Genomic DNA, 14,735 nt, shown 5'->3' on the forward strand with positions numbered 1-14,735 from the left:
GTGGTCTGTGCGGGCCAGATCGCGGGGCAAGCCCGCTCCTACAGGTTCCTGCAGGAGCGGGCTTGGGCTTTTTAGAACAGCACTTTCGCCACGTCGGCGAAGCGCTTGGCGAAATGCACGGTCAAGCCTTCCTTCAGGTATTCGGGCAATTCCTCGAAATCGCCACGGTTGGCCTCCGGCAGGATCAGTTCGAAGATCTTCTGCCGGCGCGCCGCGATCACCTTCTCGCGCACCCCGCCGATCGGCAGCACCTGGCCGGTCAGGGTCAGCTCGCCGGTCATCGCCACGCCCTTTTTCGGCGCCTGGTCACGGGCCAGCGACAGCAGGGCGCTGGCCATGGTCACGCCGGCGCTGGGGCCGTCCTTCGGCGTGGCGCCTTCAGGGACATGCAGGTGGATGAAGGCCTCGTTGAAATAACCCGGCGTACCGCCGAACTGCTTCAGGTTCGAGCTGACGTAGCTGTAGGCGATCTCCGCCGACTCCTTCATCACCTCGCCCAGCTGTCCGGTGAGCTTGAGGCCACGACTGAGGGTATGGATGGGGGTGGCTTCGATGGGCAGGGTCGCACCGCCCATGCTGGTCCAGGCCAGGCCGGTGATCACGCCCTTGCCGGCCAGCACCTGTTCGCTGCGGAACACCGGCATGCCCAGGGCGTGCTCCAGGTCCTTGGCGGCAATCCTGATCTTGGCCTCGGGGTCCTCGAGCAGCTTGACCACCGACTTGCGCACCAGCTTGCCCAGCTGTTTTTCCAGCTGCCGCACCCCGGCTTCGCGGGCGTAGCCTTCGATCACCGCGCGCAGGGCGGCGTCGTTGATGCCCAGGCTGGCCTTGGACACGCCGGCCTTCTCCAGTTGCTTGGGCCACAGGTGACGCTTGGCGATGGCCAGCTTCTCTTCGGTGATGTAGCCGGACAGGCGGATCACTTCCATGCGGTCGAGCAAGGGGCCGGGGATCGAGTCGAGGGTGTTGGCGGTGCAGACGAACAGCACCTTGGACAGGTCCAGGCGCAGGTCCAGGTAATGGTCGAGGAAGTCGACGTTCTGCTCGGGGTCGAGGGTCTCCAGCAGCGCCGAGGCCGGGTCGCCCTGGTAGCTCTGGCCCATCTTGTCGATCTCGTCGAGCATGATCACCGGGTTCATCACCTCGACTTCCTTCAGCGCCTGCACCAGCTTGCCCGGCTGGGCGCCGATATAGGTGCGGCGGTGGCCCTTGATCTCGGCCTCGTCGCGCATGCCGCCGACACTGAAGCGGTAGAACGGCCGGCCCAGGGATTCGGCGATGGACTTGCCGATGCTGGTCTTGCCCACGCCCGGCGGGCCCACCAGCAGCACGATGGAGCCGCTGATCTCACCCTTCCAGGCGCCCACGGCGAGGAACTCGAGGATACGTTCCTTGATGTCGTCCAGGCCCGCGTGGTGGCGGTCGAGCACCTTGCGCGCGTGCTTGAGGTCGAGCTTGTCCTTGCCGTACACGCCCCAGGGCAGGGCTGTGGCCCATTCCAGGTAGTTGCGGGTAACGGCGTACTCCGGCGAGCCGGTCTCGAGGATGGCCAGCTTGCCCATCTCTTCGTCGATGCGTTTTTTCGCCTGGTCAGGCAAGGTCTTGCCCTCCAGGCGCTGCTGGAACTGCTCCAGGTCGGCGCTGCGGTCGTCCTTGGTCAGGCCCAGCTCCTGCTGGATGACCTTGAGCTGCTCCTTGAGGAAGAACTCGCGCTGGTGCTCGCCGATCTGCCGGTTCACCTCGGCGGAGATCTCGTTCTGCAGCCGGGCCACCTCGACTTCCTTGCGCAGCATCGGCAGGACCTTTTCCATGCGCTTGAGCATGGGCACGCAGTCGAGCACTTCCTGCAGCTGGTTGCCGGTGGCCGAGGTGAGGGCGGCGGCAAAGTCGGTCAGTGGCGACGGGTCGTTGGGGCTGAAGCGGTTGAGGTAGTTCTTCAGCTCTTCGCTGTACAGCGGGTTGAGCGGCAGCAGCTCCTTGATCGCGTTGATCAGGGCCATGCCGTAGGCCTTGACCTCGTCGGTGGGCTCGGCCGGCTGGCGTGGGTAGTCGACTTCCACCAGGTAGGGCGGGCGATGGTGCTTGAGCCAGGTGCGGATGCGCACCCGGGTCAGGCCCTGGGCGACGAACTGCAGCTTGCCTCCTTCGCGGCTGGCGTGGTGCACCTTCACCAGGGTGCCGTACTCGGGCAGGGCCTTGGTGTCGAAGTGGCGGTGGTCTTCCGGCGGGGTGTCCATGAAGAACAGCGCCAGGGAGTGGTGCGGGGTCTTGGCGACCAGGTCGAGGGTTTCGGCCCAGGGTTCTTCGTTGACGATCACCGGCAGCACTTGCGCGGGGAAGAACGGGCGGTTGTGGATCGGGATCACGTAGACCTTGTCCGGCAGCTGCTGGCCGGGCAGGGCGAGGTGGTGGCCGGGGGTGGCCGAGGTATCGAGGTGTTCGACTTCGCTGTGTTCGTCGGGATGTTCCGGGAAATCCTGCTGGTCGCTCATGGGGCACCTGCGTGAATGGCTATGGTGCTTAGATGGGGCAGGGGAGGATGGGTTTCAATGGTGTAGGAGCGGCCTTGTGCCGCGAAAGGGCCGCAGAGCGGCCCCGGCAATCTTTGCATCTGCGTTGATAACCGGGGCCGCTCTGCGGCCTTTCGCGGCACAAGGCCGCTCCTACAGGGCTGCTTGCCAGACGGGGCTGGCTTACTCAGCCAATTTGTAAGCGATGATGTAATCGCCCATGCGGGTGCCCAGCGAGCCATGGCCGCCAGCGGTCACCAGCACGTACTGCTTGCCGTCCTTTCCGGTGTAGGTCATCGGCGTGGCCTGGCCGCCTGCCGGCAGGCGGCCCTTCCACAGCTCCTGGCCGTTCTTCACGTCATAGGCGCGCAGGTACTGGTCCAGGGTGCCGCTGAGGAAGCCCACGCCACCGGCGGTGACGATCGAGCCGCCCATGCTCGGCACGCCCACCGGCATGCCGATCGGCACCGGGGTGCTGTCGCGGGTGGTGCCGTTCTTGTGCTTCCACACCACCTTGTTGGTGAACAGGTCGATGGCCGCCACATAGCCCCAGGCTGGCGCCTGGCACGGGATGCCCAGCGGCGACATGAACGGGTGCATGGTTACCGCGTATGGCGCGCCGGCGTTCGGCTGCACGCCGCTGGTCTCGCTTTCGCGCTTGCTGCCTTCGGCTACCTGCTCACGCGGGATCATCTTCGACACGAAGGCCATGTAGTTCGGCGAGGTGAAGAGGATCTGGCGCACCGGGTCGACCGACACGCTGCCCCAGTTGAACACGCCGACGTTGCCCGGGTAGACCAGGCTGCCCTGCTCGGACGGCGGGGTGTACTGGCCTTCGTAGCGCAGGCTGCGGAACTGGATGCGGCAGAGCATCTGGTCGAACGGCGTGGCGCCCCACATGGCCTGTTCGGTCAGCTCGGGGCCGAGCAGGTTGAGGTCGGAGCGGGCCTGGGTCGGCGCGGTGTGGTCACCTTTCACGGCGCCCTGCGGTACCGGGATCTCGCGGATCGGCACGATCGGCGTGCCGTCGCGGCGGTCGAGCACGTACAGGCTGCCTTGCTTGGTCGGCACGATGACCGCCGGCTTGACGCCGTCGTCGGTCTTCAGGTGAACCAGGGTCGGCTGGCTGCCAACGTCCATGTCCCACAGGTCGTGGTGGGTGAACTGGTAGTTCCAGCGCGCCTTGCCGGTGGCCAGGTCCAGGGCGACGATGCCGGCGCTGTATTTCTCGGCGCCGGGAGTGCGGTCGGCGCCCCACTGGTCGGGGGTCTGGTTGCCCAGCGGCAGGTAGATCATGCCGAGGTCTTCATCGACGCTGGCGATCGACCACATGTTGGCCGAGTTGCGGCTGTACATTTTCCCGTCGGCCAGGGGCTTGGTGTCGTCCGGGTTGTTGCTGTCCCAGTTCCACACCAGGTGGCCGTCGTGCACGTCGTAGGCGCGGATCACGCCGGACGGCTCGTTGGTCGACTCGTTGTCGGTGACGTGGCCACCGATGATCACCAGGCTACGGGTGATCGCCGCCGGCGAGGTGGAGTAGTAGCCACCGGCGGTGAACGGGCCGATGCCGCGGGTCAGGTCGATCACGCCCTGGTTGGCGAAGCCTTCGCAGACCTTGCCGGTGTCGGCGTTGATGGCGATCAGGCGGGCGTCGGCGGTGGGCAGGTAGAGGCGGCGCGGGCAGGCCTGGGCCACGGCCTGGCCTGCGTCGGTGATCTTCGGCGCGGGGCTGCCGTCACGGCTGACGTAGCTGTTCTCGTCGTAGTACGAGACGCCGCGGCAGGTCATGTGGGCGAAGCCCTTGAAGGTGCCGGTGGGGCTCTTGACCTGCGGGTCATAGCGCCAGATCTCGGCACCGGTGTCCGGGTCCAGGGCCAGCAGGCGGCTGTGGGCGGTGCAGGCATAGAGCATGCCGTTGACCTTCAGCGGGGTGTTCTGGTTGGTCAGCTCCACCGGGTCGTTTTCGCTCGGCAGGTCACCGGTGCGGATGCGCCAGGCCTCTTCCAGGCGGTAGGCGTTCTGCGGGGTGATCTGGCGCAGCGGCGAGTAGCGGTCGCCGTGTTCGGTGCGGCCGTAGGCCTGCCATTCACCGTCCGGCATGGCCGGGGCGGCGCTGCCCATCTCGCTGTTGTCGCGGGTGAACTCGCCACGGATCTCGCCCGGGTGGGTGAACTGACTGGCCACGGCGGTGGCGCCGGAGGCGACCACGGCGACGCTGAGCAGGGCGGTGTTGACCTTCGACGCGGGGCCGACCAGCGGGCGGCGCGCCCACGGCAGCAGCAGGACCACGCCGATGGCGAACCAGATGGCCAGGCGCGGCACCAGTTGCCACCAGTCCAGACCGACTTCCAGCAGCGCCCAGGCGGTGCTGCCCAGCAGCACCAGGCCATACAGGCCCAGGGCGATGCGGCGCTTGGCCAGCAGCAGGATGCCGGACAAGGCGAAGCCGATGCCGGCAATCAGGTAGTAAAGCGAGCCACCCAGCTGGCTCAGCTTGATGCCGCCGGCCAGCAGGGCCAGGCCCATCAGCAGCAGCAATACGCCCATCAGGCGCGGTAGCCAGCGGGTTCCATTCTTGGCACCGTCAGTGCTCATCGTCTGTTCTCCGTAGTGTGAAAGGGTCGGGTTAGAAACTGCTCTGGATCTTCAGGCCGCCGATCAGGGCGTCGTCGACCCGCGACACTCCGCCCGGATGGCGGATGTACTGCAGGTTCGGGCGCACGGTGAGCCAGTCGGCCAGGTGGATGCCGTAATAGAGTTCGGCGCTGTACTCGGTGTCCTGCACGGGCAGGAAGCCGGGGTTGTCGTAGTCGTCCAGGCCGTTGGCCTGGTTGATGAGGCGGGCGTTCTTGCGGTAGCCGGGATTGACGTGCACGCGGGCCAGGGCGAATCCGATGTCGTCCTTGGCGCGGGCATCGAAGGGCCCCTTGTAAACCACACCTGCCTGCACATAGTTGTCGATGGCATTGGTCTTCTTGTCGTGCACCGTGGCATTGGCGAACAGGCTCAGGCCGCGCGACTGGTCCGAGGCCAGCGCGGTCACCTGCTGCTGGGCGCCCAGCCACAGGCCATGCTTGCTCGAGCTGCTGCGGTAGGCGGCGCCGCTGATGGCGGCTGGCGTGCCGTTGCTGTCCTTGAGTACATCCTGTGCCTTGGCATTACTGTAGTAGTAGCCGGCGCGATATTCCCCTTTCAGGCCATTGACCCGCGGGCTCCAGACCAGTTCGATCGGCATCACCGCGCCTTGGGTGCCGCTGCCGCTGAGCTTGAAGCCGTTGCCGCTCTCGAGGTTGGAGGGGTTCTGCTCGAACACGCCGACCTGGGCGTAGAGTTCGTCGTTCAGGTTGTAGCGCACGCGCAGGGCCCACTGGCTGACCGGCCAGTTGTACCAGATGCCACCGACCCAGTTGCCCACCTGCGAGCCGCAGAACGCCAGGTTCTGGAAGTCGCAGGGGAAGCTGTTGAAGTCCTCGCCTTCGCCGAAGCGGCCGAATTTCACGTCCAGCGCGCCATCGAAGTACTTCTGCTTGATCCACATCTGGGTCAGTCGCCAGGTCTGGCCACGGCCCCAGACTTCCTGCGCCGAGGTGAAGCCACCGACACGCGGGTCGTTGATGCGATCGTTGCTGATGTTGTCGCCATGGCGCTCGGTGACGGTCAGCTGGAACTCGGTGTCGTGCCAGCCAAGGATCTTTTGCAGGTCCATGTTCACGCCGAAGGTGAACTGGTCGCTGTAGCGCGCAGCGCGGTCGTGGCTGTAGCCGCCGTGCAGGTTGCTGCCCATCTCGCCGGTGTAGCCGAGGGTGAAGTCATAGCCTTTTTCCAGCAGCTCGCTGCGGGTCCCGCCCCAGTCGCCGAGCATCCACGGCGAGTCCTTGGCGAACATCTCGCTGGCGCTGGTGGTGGGGGACAGGGCGCCGAGCAGGGTGGCGAGGGCGAGGCCGGAGTAGCGGGTATTGGGCAGCTGGAGCATGAGATAGCGCTATCTTTTGATTGTTGAGGAAACGGCAAGCGCAACGAAGTGCGAGATCTTCGAAGGGAAATGACTGCGTTGGGGATCGAGTGAAGCGATTCAGCTTGCGGCAGGGAGGATATAGGGGAAGTTGTAAGAAAAAAAGACAAAATGTCGCAGGGGATTGTTGCTCACTAGGTAACAGTTCGAGGTACAGGGGCCACTGTGGGAGCGGGTTTACCCGCGAATGCAATGTTGAATCCACTAATGCATTCGCGGGTAAACCCGCTCCCACAGAGGAGCCTTAGAAGGAAGTGCGCAGCCCTACCTGCACACTACGCCCCGGCGCCGGCGCGATATCGCGCAGGATCGAGCTGGCATAGCGCACGGTCTGGTCGGTGAGGTTCTCGCCGCGCACGAAGGCCAGCCATTCACTCTGGCCGATGTCGAAGCGATACCCCAGGCTGGCGCCGAGGGTGGTGTAACCGTCTGTGCGGGTCTCGTTGGCCGGTTTGCGGTGCTGTGACGCGGCGTGCTGTACATCGACCCGCGCCTGCCAGCGGTCCAGCTCCCAGACCAGGCCACTGTTCAGGCGCAGCGGCGCGATGCGCGGCAGCGGCTCGCCGCTGTCGAGGTTCTTGGCCCGGGTGTAGTCGCCGGACAGTTCCAGGGCGAAGCTGCCGTAGCGGTTTTCCAGCAGTTGCCAGCGATCCTGGGCCTCGATGCCGTAGAAGCGTGCTCGCACGCCCTGGTAGGCATACTCGGGGATATCGCCGTGATCATGGTCGTGATCGTGGTCATGATCGTCGTGGCCGTGATCATGGCCTTCACGCAGGTTGCCGGTGCCGATCAGGCCGATGTAGTTGCGAAAGTGGCTGTAGAACACGCCGACGCTGCCCTTGTGGGTGCCGTTGTCAAAGCGCAGGGCCAGGTCGGTGGAGATGGCCTTTTCCTTGTTCAGGTTCGGATCGCCGATCTCGTAGGCGCCGGTGGCCACGTGGGCACCGTTGGCGTACAGCTCGTAGAAGGTCGGCGCGCGCTCGGTATAGCCGAGGTTGGCGGCCAGCGACCAGATCGGGTCGAGCTGGTACACCGCGCCCGAGGACAGGCTGAAGGCGTTGAAGCTGCTGGCGCTGTCGGCCCCGGCGAAGTTCTCGTTGCCCTTGGCGTCCGGATCGACCCGGGTGTGCTCCAGGCGCGCGCCCAGACTCAGGTTGAGCCGTTCGCTGGCCTGCCATTGTTCGAGCAGGAACAGCGCCAGGCTGTCGGTGTCGGTGTGCGGGACAAAGGCTTCCTCGCCCAGCGCGGAGAACTCGTTGCGGCTGACCTGGGCGCCGATCACGCCCTCGACCGGGCCCAGCGGCTGGTGACGGGCCTCGATGCGCGCCTCGTAGCCCTTGTTCTTGAAGGTGGTGTGCACCTCGCCGCTTTCGATTTCGCGGTGCTGGTAGTCGGTGTAGCCGGCATCGACCTTGACCGAACTGAACGGCCCGTCGAGGTCGCGCAGTTCCGAGGCGAAGCCGTAGTGGTCCTGCTGCATGTCCAGGCGCACGCCGGGCTCGGCTACCGAGCCGTAGTTGCTGTCGTAGCGGCTGTAGGACAGGCCGGTATAGCCGTGGTCCCAGTGGTAGGAGCCGCCGATCGCACCGCCGTCCTGACGGCCGTCGCTGTTTTTCAGGCGATGCTTGCTGCCGGGCTCGTCGGCATCGCGGACTTTCGAACTGCGGGCGTAGCCGGGGATGCGCAGGTCGTTGAACTGGCGGCTGTTGGCGTCCAGGTGCAGGGCGAAGGCGCCGTTGCCGGCCTCAAGCTTGCCGGCACTGCTGCGGGTGGTGTCGGCGCCGCCGTAGCGCAGTTCGCCCGCGCCGTGGATGCCGTCGATGGGCGAGTCGGGGATGCGGTTGTCGAAGGTATTGACCACGCCGCCGATGGCGTTGCCGCCATACAGCAGCGCGGCCGGGCCGCGGACGATCTCGACCCGTTCGACGGTCACCGGGTCCAGTGGCACGGCGTGGTCATAGGACAGCGACGAGGCGTCCAGGGCGCCGACACCGTTGCGCAGTATGCGGATACGGTCGCCGTCCAGGCCGCGGATCACCGGGCGGCTGGCGCCGGGGCCGAACCAGGTGGAGGCGACGCCGGGCTGTTTGTTGAGGGTTTCCCCGAGGCTGCCGTGTTGCTGCTGCAGCAGGTCGTCGCCTTCGAGGACGGTGCTGGGCGCGGCCAGTTGGGCGTTGCCCAGCGGGTTGGCGGTGATCACCTGGGGTTGCAGCTCCACGGCCTGGCTGGAGGTGGAGGCCAGCCAGAGCGCGACGGCAAGGGGGGAGAGGTGCAGCGGCATGTGACGCATGGGGATGTGGCGTTCCTTGGCAGAATTGTTAATAGTTACTTTATAACATTTCATCACAAGCTGTTTGCCACTGGCCAGTACTTTATGTGGTGACGCGTTTACCCAGTAGGAGCGGCCTTGCGCCGCGAAAGGGCCGCAAAGCGGCCCCAGGATCTTGGCCATGACCTATGTCGTCGGGGCTGCTTTGCAGCCCTTCGCGGCACAAGGCCGCTCCTACAGGGCACAGCGGTAGAGGCTGTAGATGCCACTACACTCGTGTAAGGTGCGCACCTTCCCGAACCTGGAGCACTGGCAATGAGCACGGCCAATCACAACGCGCTGCACGGCAAGACCCTCGAGCAGATCCTCACCGAGCTGGTGGCGCACTACCAATGGCAGGGCCTGGCCGAGCGCGTCGACATCCGCTGCTTCAAGAGCGATCCAAGCATCAAGTCGAGCCTGACCTTCCTGCGCAAGACCCCGTGGGCACGGGAAAAGGTCGAGCAGCTGTACGTGAAGCTGCAGCGCAAAGGCTGATGCCGCGCCGCCCCTGGCTGACCCTGGCAGCCGTCCTCGGCTGGACCGGCCTGGCGATCCAGTTGTACCTGGTGCTGCTGGCGCGCTGGCAGGAGCAGGCCAGCCTGATCGGTGGGCTGGTCAACCTGTTCTGTTTTTTCACCGTGCTCAGTAACACGCTGGTGGCCACCGTGCTCAGCCAGGCCGCGTTCGGCCGCGAGTCGGCGGCCAGGCGCTGGTTCCTGTCGCCGGCGGTGAGCTCGTGCATCGCCGCGAGCATCCTGCTGGTGGCGCTGGCCTACAGCTTGTTGCTGCGCCACCTGTGGCAGCCCCAGGGCTGGCAGTGGCTGGCGGACGAACTGCTGCACGATGTGATGCCGCTGGTGTTCGTCCTGTACTGGTGGCTGGAGGTGCCCAAGGGGCGATTGCGGCTCTGGCACCTGGCGGCCTGGACGTTGTACCCGGCGTTGTATTTCGCCTTCGTGCTGTTGCGCGGGCATGAGATCGGGGTCTATCCCTATCCGTTCATCGATGTGGCACGGTTGGGATATGGGCAGGTGCTGGGCAATGCCCTGATGGTGCTGGCGGGGTTCTGGGGGATCGGGTTGGTACTGCTGGGGTTGGATCGCTGGCGCAGGCCTTCATGAGATTGCCGACCTCGCCATTCAGATCATGCGCAGCCCTGTAGGAGCGGCCTTGTGCCGCGAAAGGGCCGCGCAGCGGCCCCAGCAATTTGAGACCCCGGGGCCGCTGCGCGGCCCTTTCGCGGCACAAGGCCGCTCCTACACCGGGGTGTGCAGATCCCGATCATTCGTCGTCGGCGGTACCGTCAGCTCGCCAGTAAGCCGCAGCCTTGAGGGCATCCTCGGGCACGCCTTTCTCCAGCAGCAGCGCCTTGGCCTGGCGGGTCAGTGCCTTCTCCAGCGCCACCCAGCCATACAACCGGCCTTGAGGCAGCGCCAGGTGTTTCACTCGCTCCAACACATCCTCCTGGTGCCGGCGCACCCAGATCACCTCGACCTGGGCCTTGCTTGTCAGCGCCTGGCGCTCCTGCTCGTCCTCGATCTGGATCACCGCCAGCACCTGGCGGCCTGCCGGCAGTTCCTCCAGGCGCCGGGCAATGGCCGGGATCGCCGTCTCGTCGCCGATCAGCAGGTAGCTGTCGAAGATATCCGGCACCACCATCGAGGCCCGCGGGCCGGCGATGTCCAAGGTCTGGCCGGGCGCGGCCTGGGCTGCCCAGGTGGAGGCGGGGCCATCGCCATGCAGGACGAAATCGATATCCAGCTGGTTGTTCACCAGGTCGATGCGCCGTGGTGTGTACTCGCGCATGGTCGGCCGGGCGCCGCCGTCGCGACCCAGGTTGCGCGCGTCGATGGCCTGTTGTTCCTCGGGGCTGCAGGCAAACAGCAGCTTGATGTGGTCGTCCGTGCCGACACTGGTGAAACCGGCCAGCTCCGCGCCACCGAGGGTGATGCGGCGCATGCGCGGGGTGAGGTCGGTAACCCGCAGCACTTCGAGACGGCGCTGGCGGATCTCGTGATTGACGCGATGAATAGTGTCGCTCATGGGGTGTTCTCCGTAACGGGGGTGGCCGGCCCGGAGGCGATGGCCTTGGCGGTGTCGTTGAGCAGGTTGCGCACCCGCTCGATCTCTTCGCTGGTCCAGCGGCCGCTGTGCATGTGCAGCGCGTGGCGCAGGTTGCCGACGGCTTCGTGGATTTCCGGCGGCCGGTCGTGGCCGCGCAGGGCGCGCTTGCTCACCTCGATGCGCATGCGCACGCCGTCGAGGGCGACGGCCTGTTCCTGCAAGGCACTGCGGCCGGCAGCGGTGATGGCATAGAGGCGTTTGCTGCCCTGGATGGCGCCGGTGACCAGCTCGGCTTCCTCGAGGTAGCTGAGGGTGGGGTAGATCACCCCGGGGCTGGGGCTGTAGCTGCCGTCGAAGAGGGTCTCGATCTGACGGATCAGGTCGTAGCCGTGGCCGGGTTGCTCGGCCAGCATCGACAGCATCAGCAGCTTCAGGTCGCCCGGGGCGAACACCCGCGGGCCACGTTCGCCGCGGCCGGGGCGGCGTTCGAAGGGGTCGTGGTCGCGCATGGGGAAGGGCTCCGTCTGTTAAGATATATCTCAAGATATTACTCAAGATATATCTAAAGACAAGCCTTCAAATGCAGATGATTATCATCTAATTTTTTGATAGTTCAGGACTGGCCCGCCACCTGCGGCGCCTTGCAGGCGGTGGGGTTGCCCGGCTCCAGGTACGGCATGAGGATCGGCGCCATGCCCTTGAGCACCTGCACCGGCAATGCCGAGGTGAACTTGAACGCTTCGGCCGAGCGCCCCGGGACAAACGCGGTGAGGGTGCCGAAGTGGTTGTCGCCGAGGAAGAATACGAAGGTCGCGGTGCGGTTCAGCGAACGCGAGCCGATCAGCCGGCCGCCGGCGCCGAAGCTTTCGATGCGGTTGTCGCCGGTGCCGGTCTTGCCGCCCATCACCAGCGGGGTGCCGTCGTGCAGCTTGAAGCTGCCGGAGATGCGCCGCGCGGTACCGGCGTCGACCACCTGCGACATGGCGCCCTTGAGCGCCCGGGCGACTTCCACCGGGAGGATCCGCTGGCCACGGTCGGGGTCGCTGATCAGCTGGGTCTCGTAGGGGGTGTTCTGGGCGAAGTGCAGGGTGTCGATGCGCAGCGTGGGCAGGCGCACGCCGTCGTTCTGGATGATCCCGACCAGTTCGGACAGCGCCGCCGGGCGGTCGCCGGAGCTGCCGATGGCGGTGGCCAGCGACGGCACCAGGTGGTCGAACGGGTAGCCGACGCGCTTCCAGCGCTGGTGGATGTCGGTGAACGCCTCGATCTCGACCATGGTGCGGATACGGCTGTCGCGGGCGCCCTGGTGGCGGCTCTTGAATAGCCAGCTGTAGACCTCCTGACGCTCGAAACGGCTGGCGTTGAGCGCGTCCTTGAGCGAGGCGCCGGGGTTCTTCAGCAGGTAGCCGAGCAGCCACAGGTCCAGCGGGTGGACCTTGGCGATGTAGCCCTGGTCGGGCAGGTCGTACTTGCCCGGGCCGTAGGCTTCGTACATCTCCACCAGGCGGCCGTCGGTGAGCTTGGCCATGGCCTTCTTGTCTTCCTTGCTGTGGGCGCGGACGAAGGCGTTGAAGGTCTCCTGGCCGGCCTCGGGGAACAGGTAGCGGTGCACCGCAGCCAGGCGCTGCGGGGTTACGCGCAGGCTGTCGAGGAAGGTGTCCAGGCGCTGCTGCGAGGTCTTGCGCTGGTATTTCTTCCAGAAGCGCATGGTGTAGTTGGAGCCTTCGCGGTCAGCGAAGCGCGCCAGGTATTCCTGGCGGCGCGGGTCGCTGTCGTCCCTGAGCAGCGGTTCGCGGTTGAACGGCTGCTGGTAGGTGACGTAGCGCACGATGTCGCGCATCAGGCGAATGAACGGCAGGTTGATCGACTCGCGCAGGGCATCCTTGAGGGTCGGATTGCGGTTGTTGTCTTCCTTGCGGAAGTTGTTGAACACATGCATGCCGCCACCGGTGAAGAAGGCCTCGCCGGTGTTGGCCGAGTACTTGCGTTCGAGCGCGGCGTCGAGCATGGCGTCCAGGCTCTGGTTCTTGCTGTTCTGCATCAGCCATTCCAGCGACCACTGGGTGATGCGGTCGAGTTCGGCCACCGGGACCTTCTTCAGCTCGGCCGCCGGCTTGCCGGCGTACTTGTCGTGCAGCTCGGCGATGATCTCCAGGTAGGTGGTCAGCACCCGCAGCTTGGCGGTGGAGCCCAGTTCTAGCTTGCTGCCTTCGTTGATGTCGAAGGGTTGGTTGGTGCTGTCGGTCTGCACCCGCACCCGCGAGCCGTCGGCGGTGCGTTCGAACAGGGTGAAGCTGTAGCTCACCTGGTCGGTGGTCTTGGCGGTGAGCAGGCGTTCGCCGATCAGGCCGATCTGTGCGGCGAACTCCGGGTCGGCGAGGTTTTTCAGGTACTGGCTGACCTGCACTTGCAGGTCGGCCTGCAGGGTGCTGGTGGCCGACAGGTCGAGGCGGTCGAGGTCGTACAGCGGCCGGTTGAGCATGGCCGCCAGGCGGTTGCGGGCCAGGCTGATGCCCTTGTTGGTGATGATCGGCACGATGGTCGGCTGGGCCACCCAGTCGCGGTACACCGCCTTGCTGGCCAGGGCGGCGTCGGCCAGGGGGGGCTCGATGATGCCGTTGGCGGCGAGTACGCGGATGTGCGAATCGGTGAGCTCGGCCAGCTCGATGCGGCCCTTGGACAGGTAGTGCGAGGGGCGGCGCTGGGCGATCATCAGCGACAGCACCTGGCGCAGGGCCAGGCCGCGTTCGGCCATGCTCTTTTCATCGCTGGCGGTGGAGGTGAGGGCCTGGTTGACCTGGTCGAAGTCGGCGCCGTACCACACCCGCAGGCCTTCGGCCATGCCGTGCACCTCGCCGTGGCCGGGTACCGCCGACAGCGGCACGCTGTTGAGGTAGTCGCGCACGATGCGTTCGCGGGCCTCGGTGGTGTCCGGGCCGCCCTGATAGGCGCGCACGCTGGCGGAAATCATCTGGCGGATCTTCTCCGCGCCCGAGATGGTCAGCCCGTCCGGCGAGTGCCGGTACTTCTCCAGCTGGGTGGCCAGGGTGCTGCCGCCGGCCGACTGCCCGGGCAGCGCCAGGTACTTGGCCACCTGGCTGTAGGCGGCCTTGGCGAAGCGCGGCCAGTCCACCGCCGGGTTGTTCTGCGGGTCTTTCGGGTCGAGCAGGTCGCGGTTCTCGATGAACAGCAGGCTGTTGACCATCACCGGTGGGATCGCCGCGAAGTTCGGGTACAGGTGCTGCGGGTAGTTGTACTGATAGAGCATGTCACCGCGGCAGTCGGTGATCGACAGGCCGGCCTGGATCTTCTCCACGTAGGGCACGAACAGGCCGTGATCGACGTAGTTCATCAGCGCCGGGGAGAAACGCACCTGCTGGTTGATCAGGTAGTCGCGCTTGAGCAGCCGTGGCAGGAACTCGCCCAGGGCGCTGTAGCCCAGGCGCCTGTCGAAGGGACCCTCGCCCGGGTAGACGATGGCATCGCTCGGGCCGGGCTCGAGGGCGTAGGTGAGGGTGCCGGCCAGACGGCTGAACTCGCGCGATTGCAGGCGTGAGGTCTGGAACTCGTCATAAGCGGCAAGGCCCACCGCGACCAGCCCGATCAACAGGATGAGCAGGATCAGGCGCCACCACAGGCGGCGCTGACGTGGGGTCTTGGGCAAGGGGGCTTCAGCCTGAGGTGCTTTGGGTGCTTCCGTTCCGGTTGGTTCCGATTGCCACAGTGCGCCCATAGTCTTGAGTCCGGCCAAGTGTTTTCGCGTTACTTGTCTGAAGCTTAGACGCTGGCCCAGTTTGGTGAAAAATTTGTAAGAAGCTTCGAGCAATCGCGTATGAAC

General features: G+C 65.8%; 9 protein-coding genes. 2 read left to right on the top strand and 7 right to left on the bottom strand.

Translation table 11 applies throughout. From position 1 onward, the window contains the following. Positions 1-71: 71 nt before the first annotated feature. The 4 genes from lon to AC0MAZ_RS09540 form a co-directional block, all read right to left on the bottom strand. Complete coding sequence (gene lon, locus AC0MAZ_RS09525) at positions 72-2,492, bottom strand: endopeptidase La (protein WP_475860919.1); 2,421 nt, start codon at positions 2,490-2,492, stop codon at positions 72-74. A gap of 201 nt (positions 2,493-2,693) precedes the next feature. After that, positions 2,694-5,105 (bottom strand): glucose/quinate/shikimate family membrane-bound PQQ-dependent dehydrogenase, encoded by a 2,412-nt coding sequence (locus tag AC0MAZ_RS09530; RefSeq protein ID WP_203647784.1) that lies wholly within the window; start codon positions 5,103-5,105, stop codon positions 2,694-2,696. Between the two features lie 31 nt (positions 5,106-5,136). Beyond that, positions 5,137-6,483, bottom strand: coding sequence for a carbohydrate porin (locus AC0MAZ_RS09535; protein WP_475860920.1), 1,347 nt, complete (start codon positions 6,481-6,483; stop codon positions 5,137-5,139). Positions 6,484-6,766: 283 nt separating this feature from the next. Next, positions 6,767-8,812 (bottom strand): TonB-dependent receptor, encoded by a 2,046-nt coding sequence (locus AC0MAZ_RS09540; protein WP_232855785.1) that lies wholly within the window; start codon positions 8,810-8,812, stop codon positions 6,767-6,769. 294 nt (positions 8,813-9,106) lie between these two features. Between AC0MAZ_RS09540 and AC0MAZ_RS09545 the strand changes: the two genes are divergently transcribed. Both AC0MAZ_RS09545 and AC0MAZ_RS09550 read left to right on the top strand, forming a co-directional pair. After that, positions 9,107-9,328 carry a VF530 family protein gene (locus AC0MAZ_RS09545; RefSeq protein WP_028690109.1) on the top strand — a complete coding sequence of 74 codons (222 nt, stop codon included), beginning with the start codon at positions 9,107-9,109 and terminating at the stop codon, positions 9,326-9,328. Beyond that, positions 9,328-9,954 (top strand): Pr6Pr family membrane protein, encoded by a 627-nt coding sequence (locus AC0MAZ_RS09550; protein WP_475860921.1) that lies wholly within the window; start codon positions 9,328-9,330, stop codon positions 9,952-9,954. The genes AC0MAZ_RS09545 and AC0MAZ_RS09550 overlap by 1 nt, the downstream gene beginning before the upstream one ends. Before the next feature lie 160 nt (positions 9,955-10,114). On the opposite strand, the gene AC0MAZ_RS09555 is transcribed toward AC0MAZ_RS09550, so the two are convergent. From AC0MAZ_RS09555 to AC0MAZ_RS09565, 3 genes are all read right to left on the bottom strand, one after another. After that, positions 10,115-10,876, bottom strand: coding sequence for a siderophore-interacting protein (locus AC0MAZ_RS09555; protein WP_232855786.1), 762 nt, complete (start codon positions 10,874-10,876; stop codon positions 10,115-10,117). Continuing rightward, positions 10,873-11,406, bottom strand: a complete 534-nt coding sequence (locus AC0MAZ_RS09560; protein WP_203647779.1) for a PadR family transcriptional regulator — start codon at positions 11,404-11,406, stop codon at positions 10,873-10,875. The genes AC0MAZ_RS09555 and AC0MAZ_RS09560 overlap by 4 nt, the downstream gene beginning before the upstream one ends. Before the next feature lie 104 nt (positions 11,407-11,510). Further along, positions 11,511-14,630 (bottom strand): transglycosylase domain-containing protein, encoded by a 3,120-nt coding sequence (locus AC0MAZ_RS09565; RefSeq protein ID WP_475860922.1) that lies wholly within the window; start codon positions 14,628-14,630, stop codon positions 11,511-11,513. Between the last annotated feature and the right edge of the window lie 105 nt (positions 14,631-14,735).

The sequence above is a fragment of the Pseudomonas sp. A genome (genome assembly GCF_056270345.1).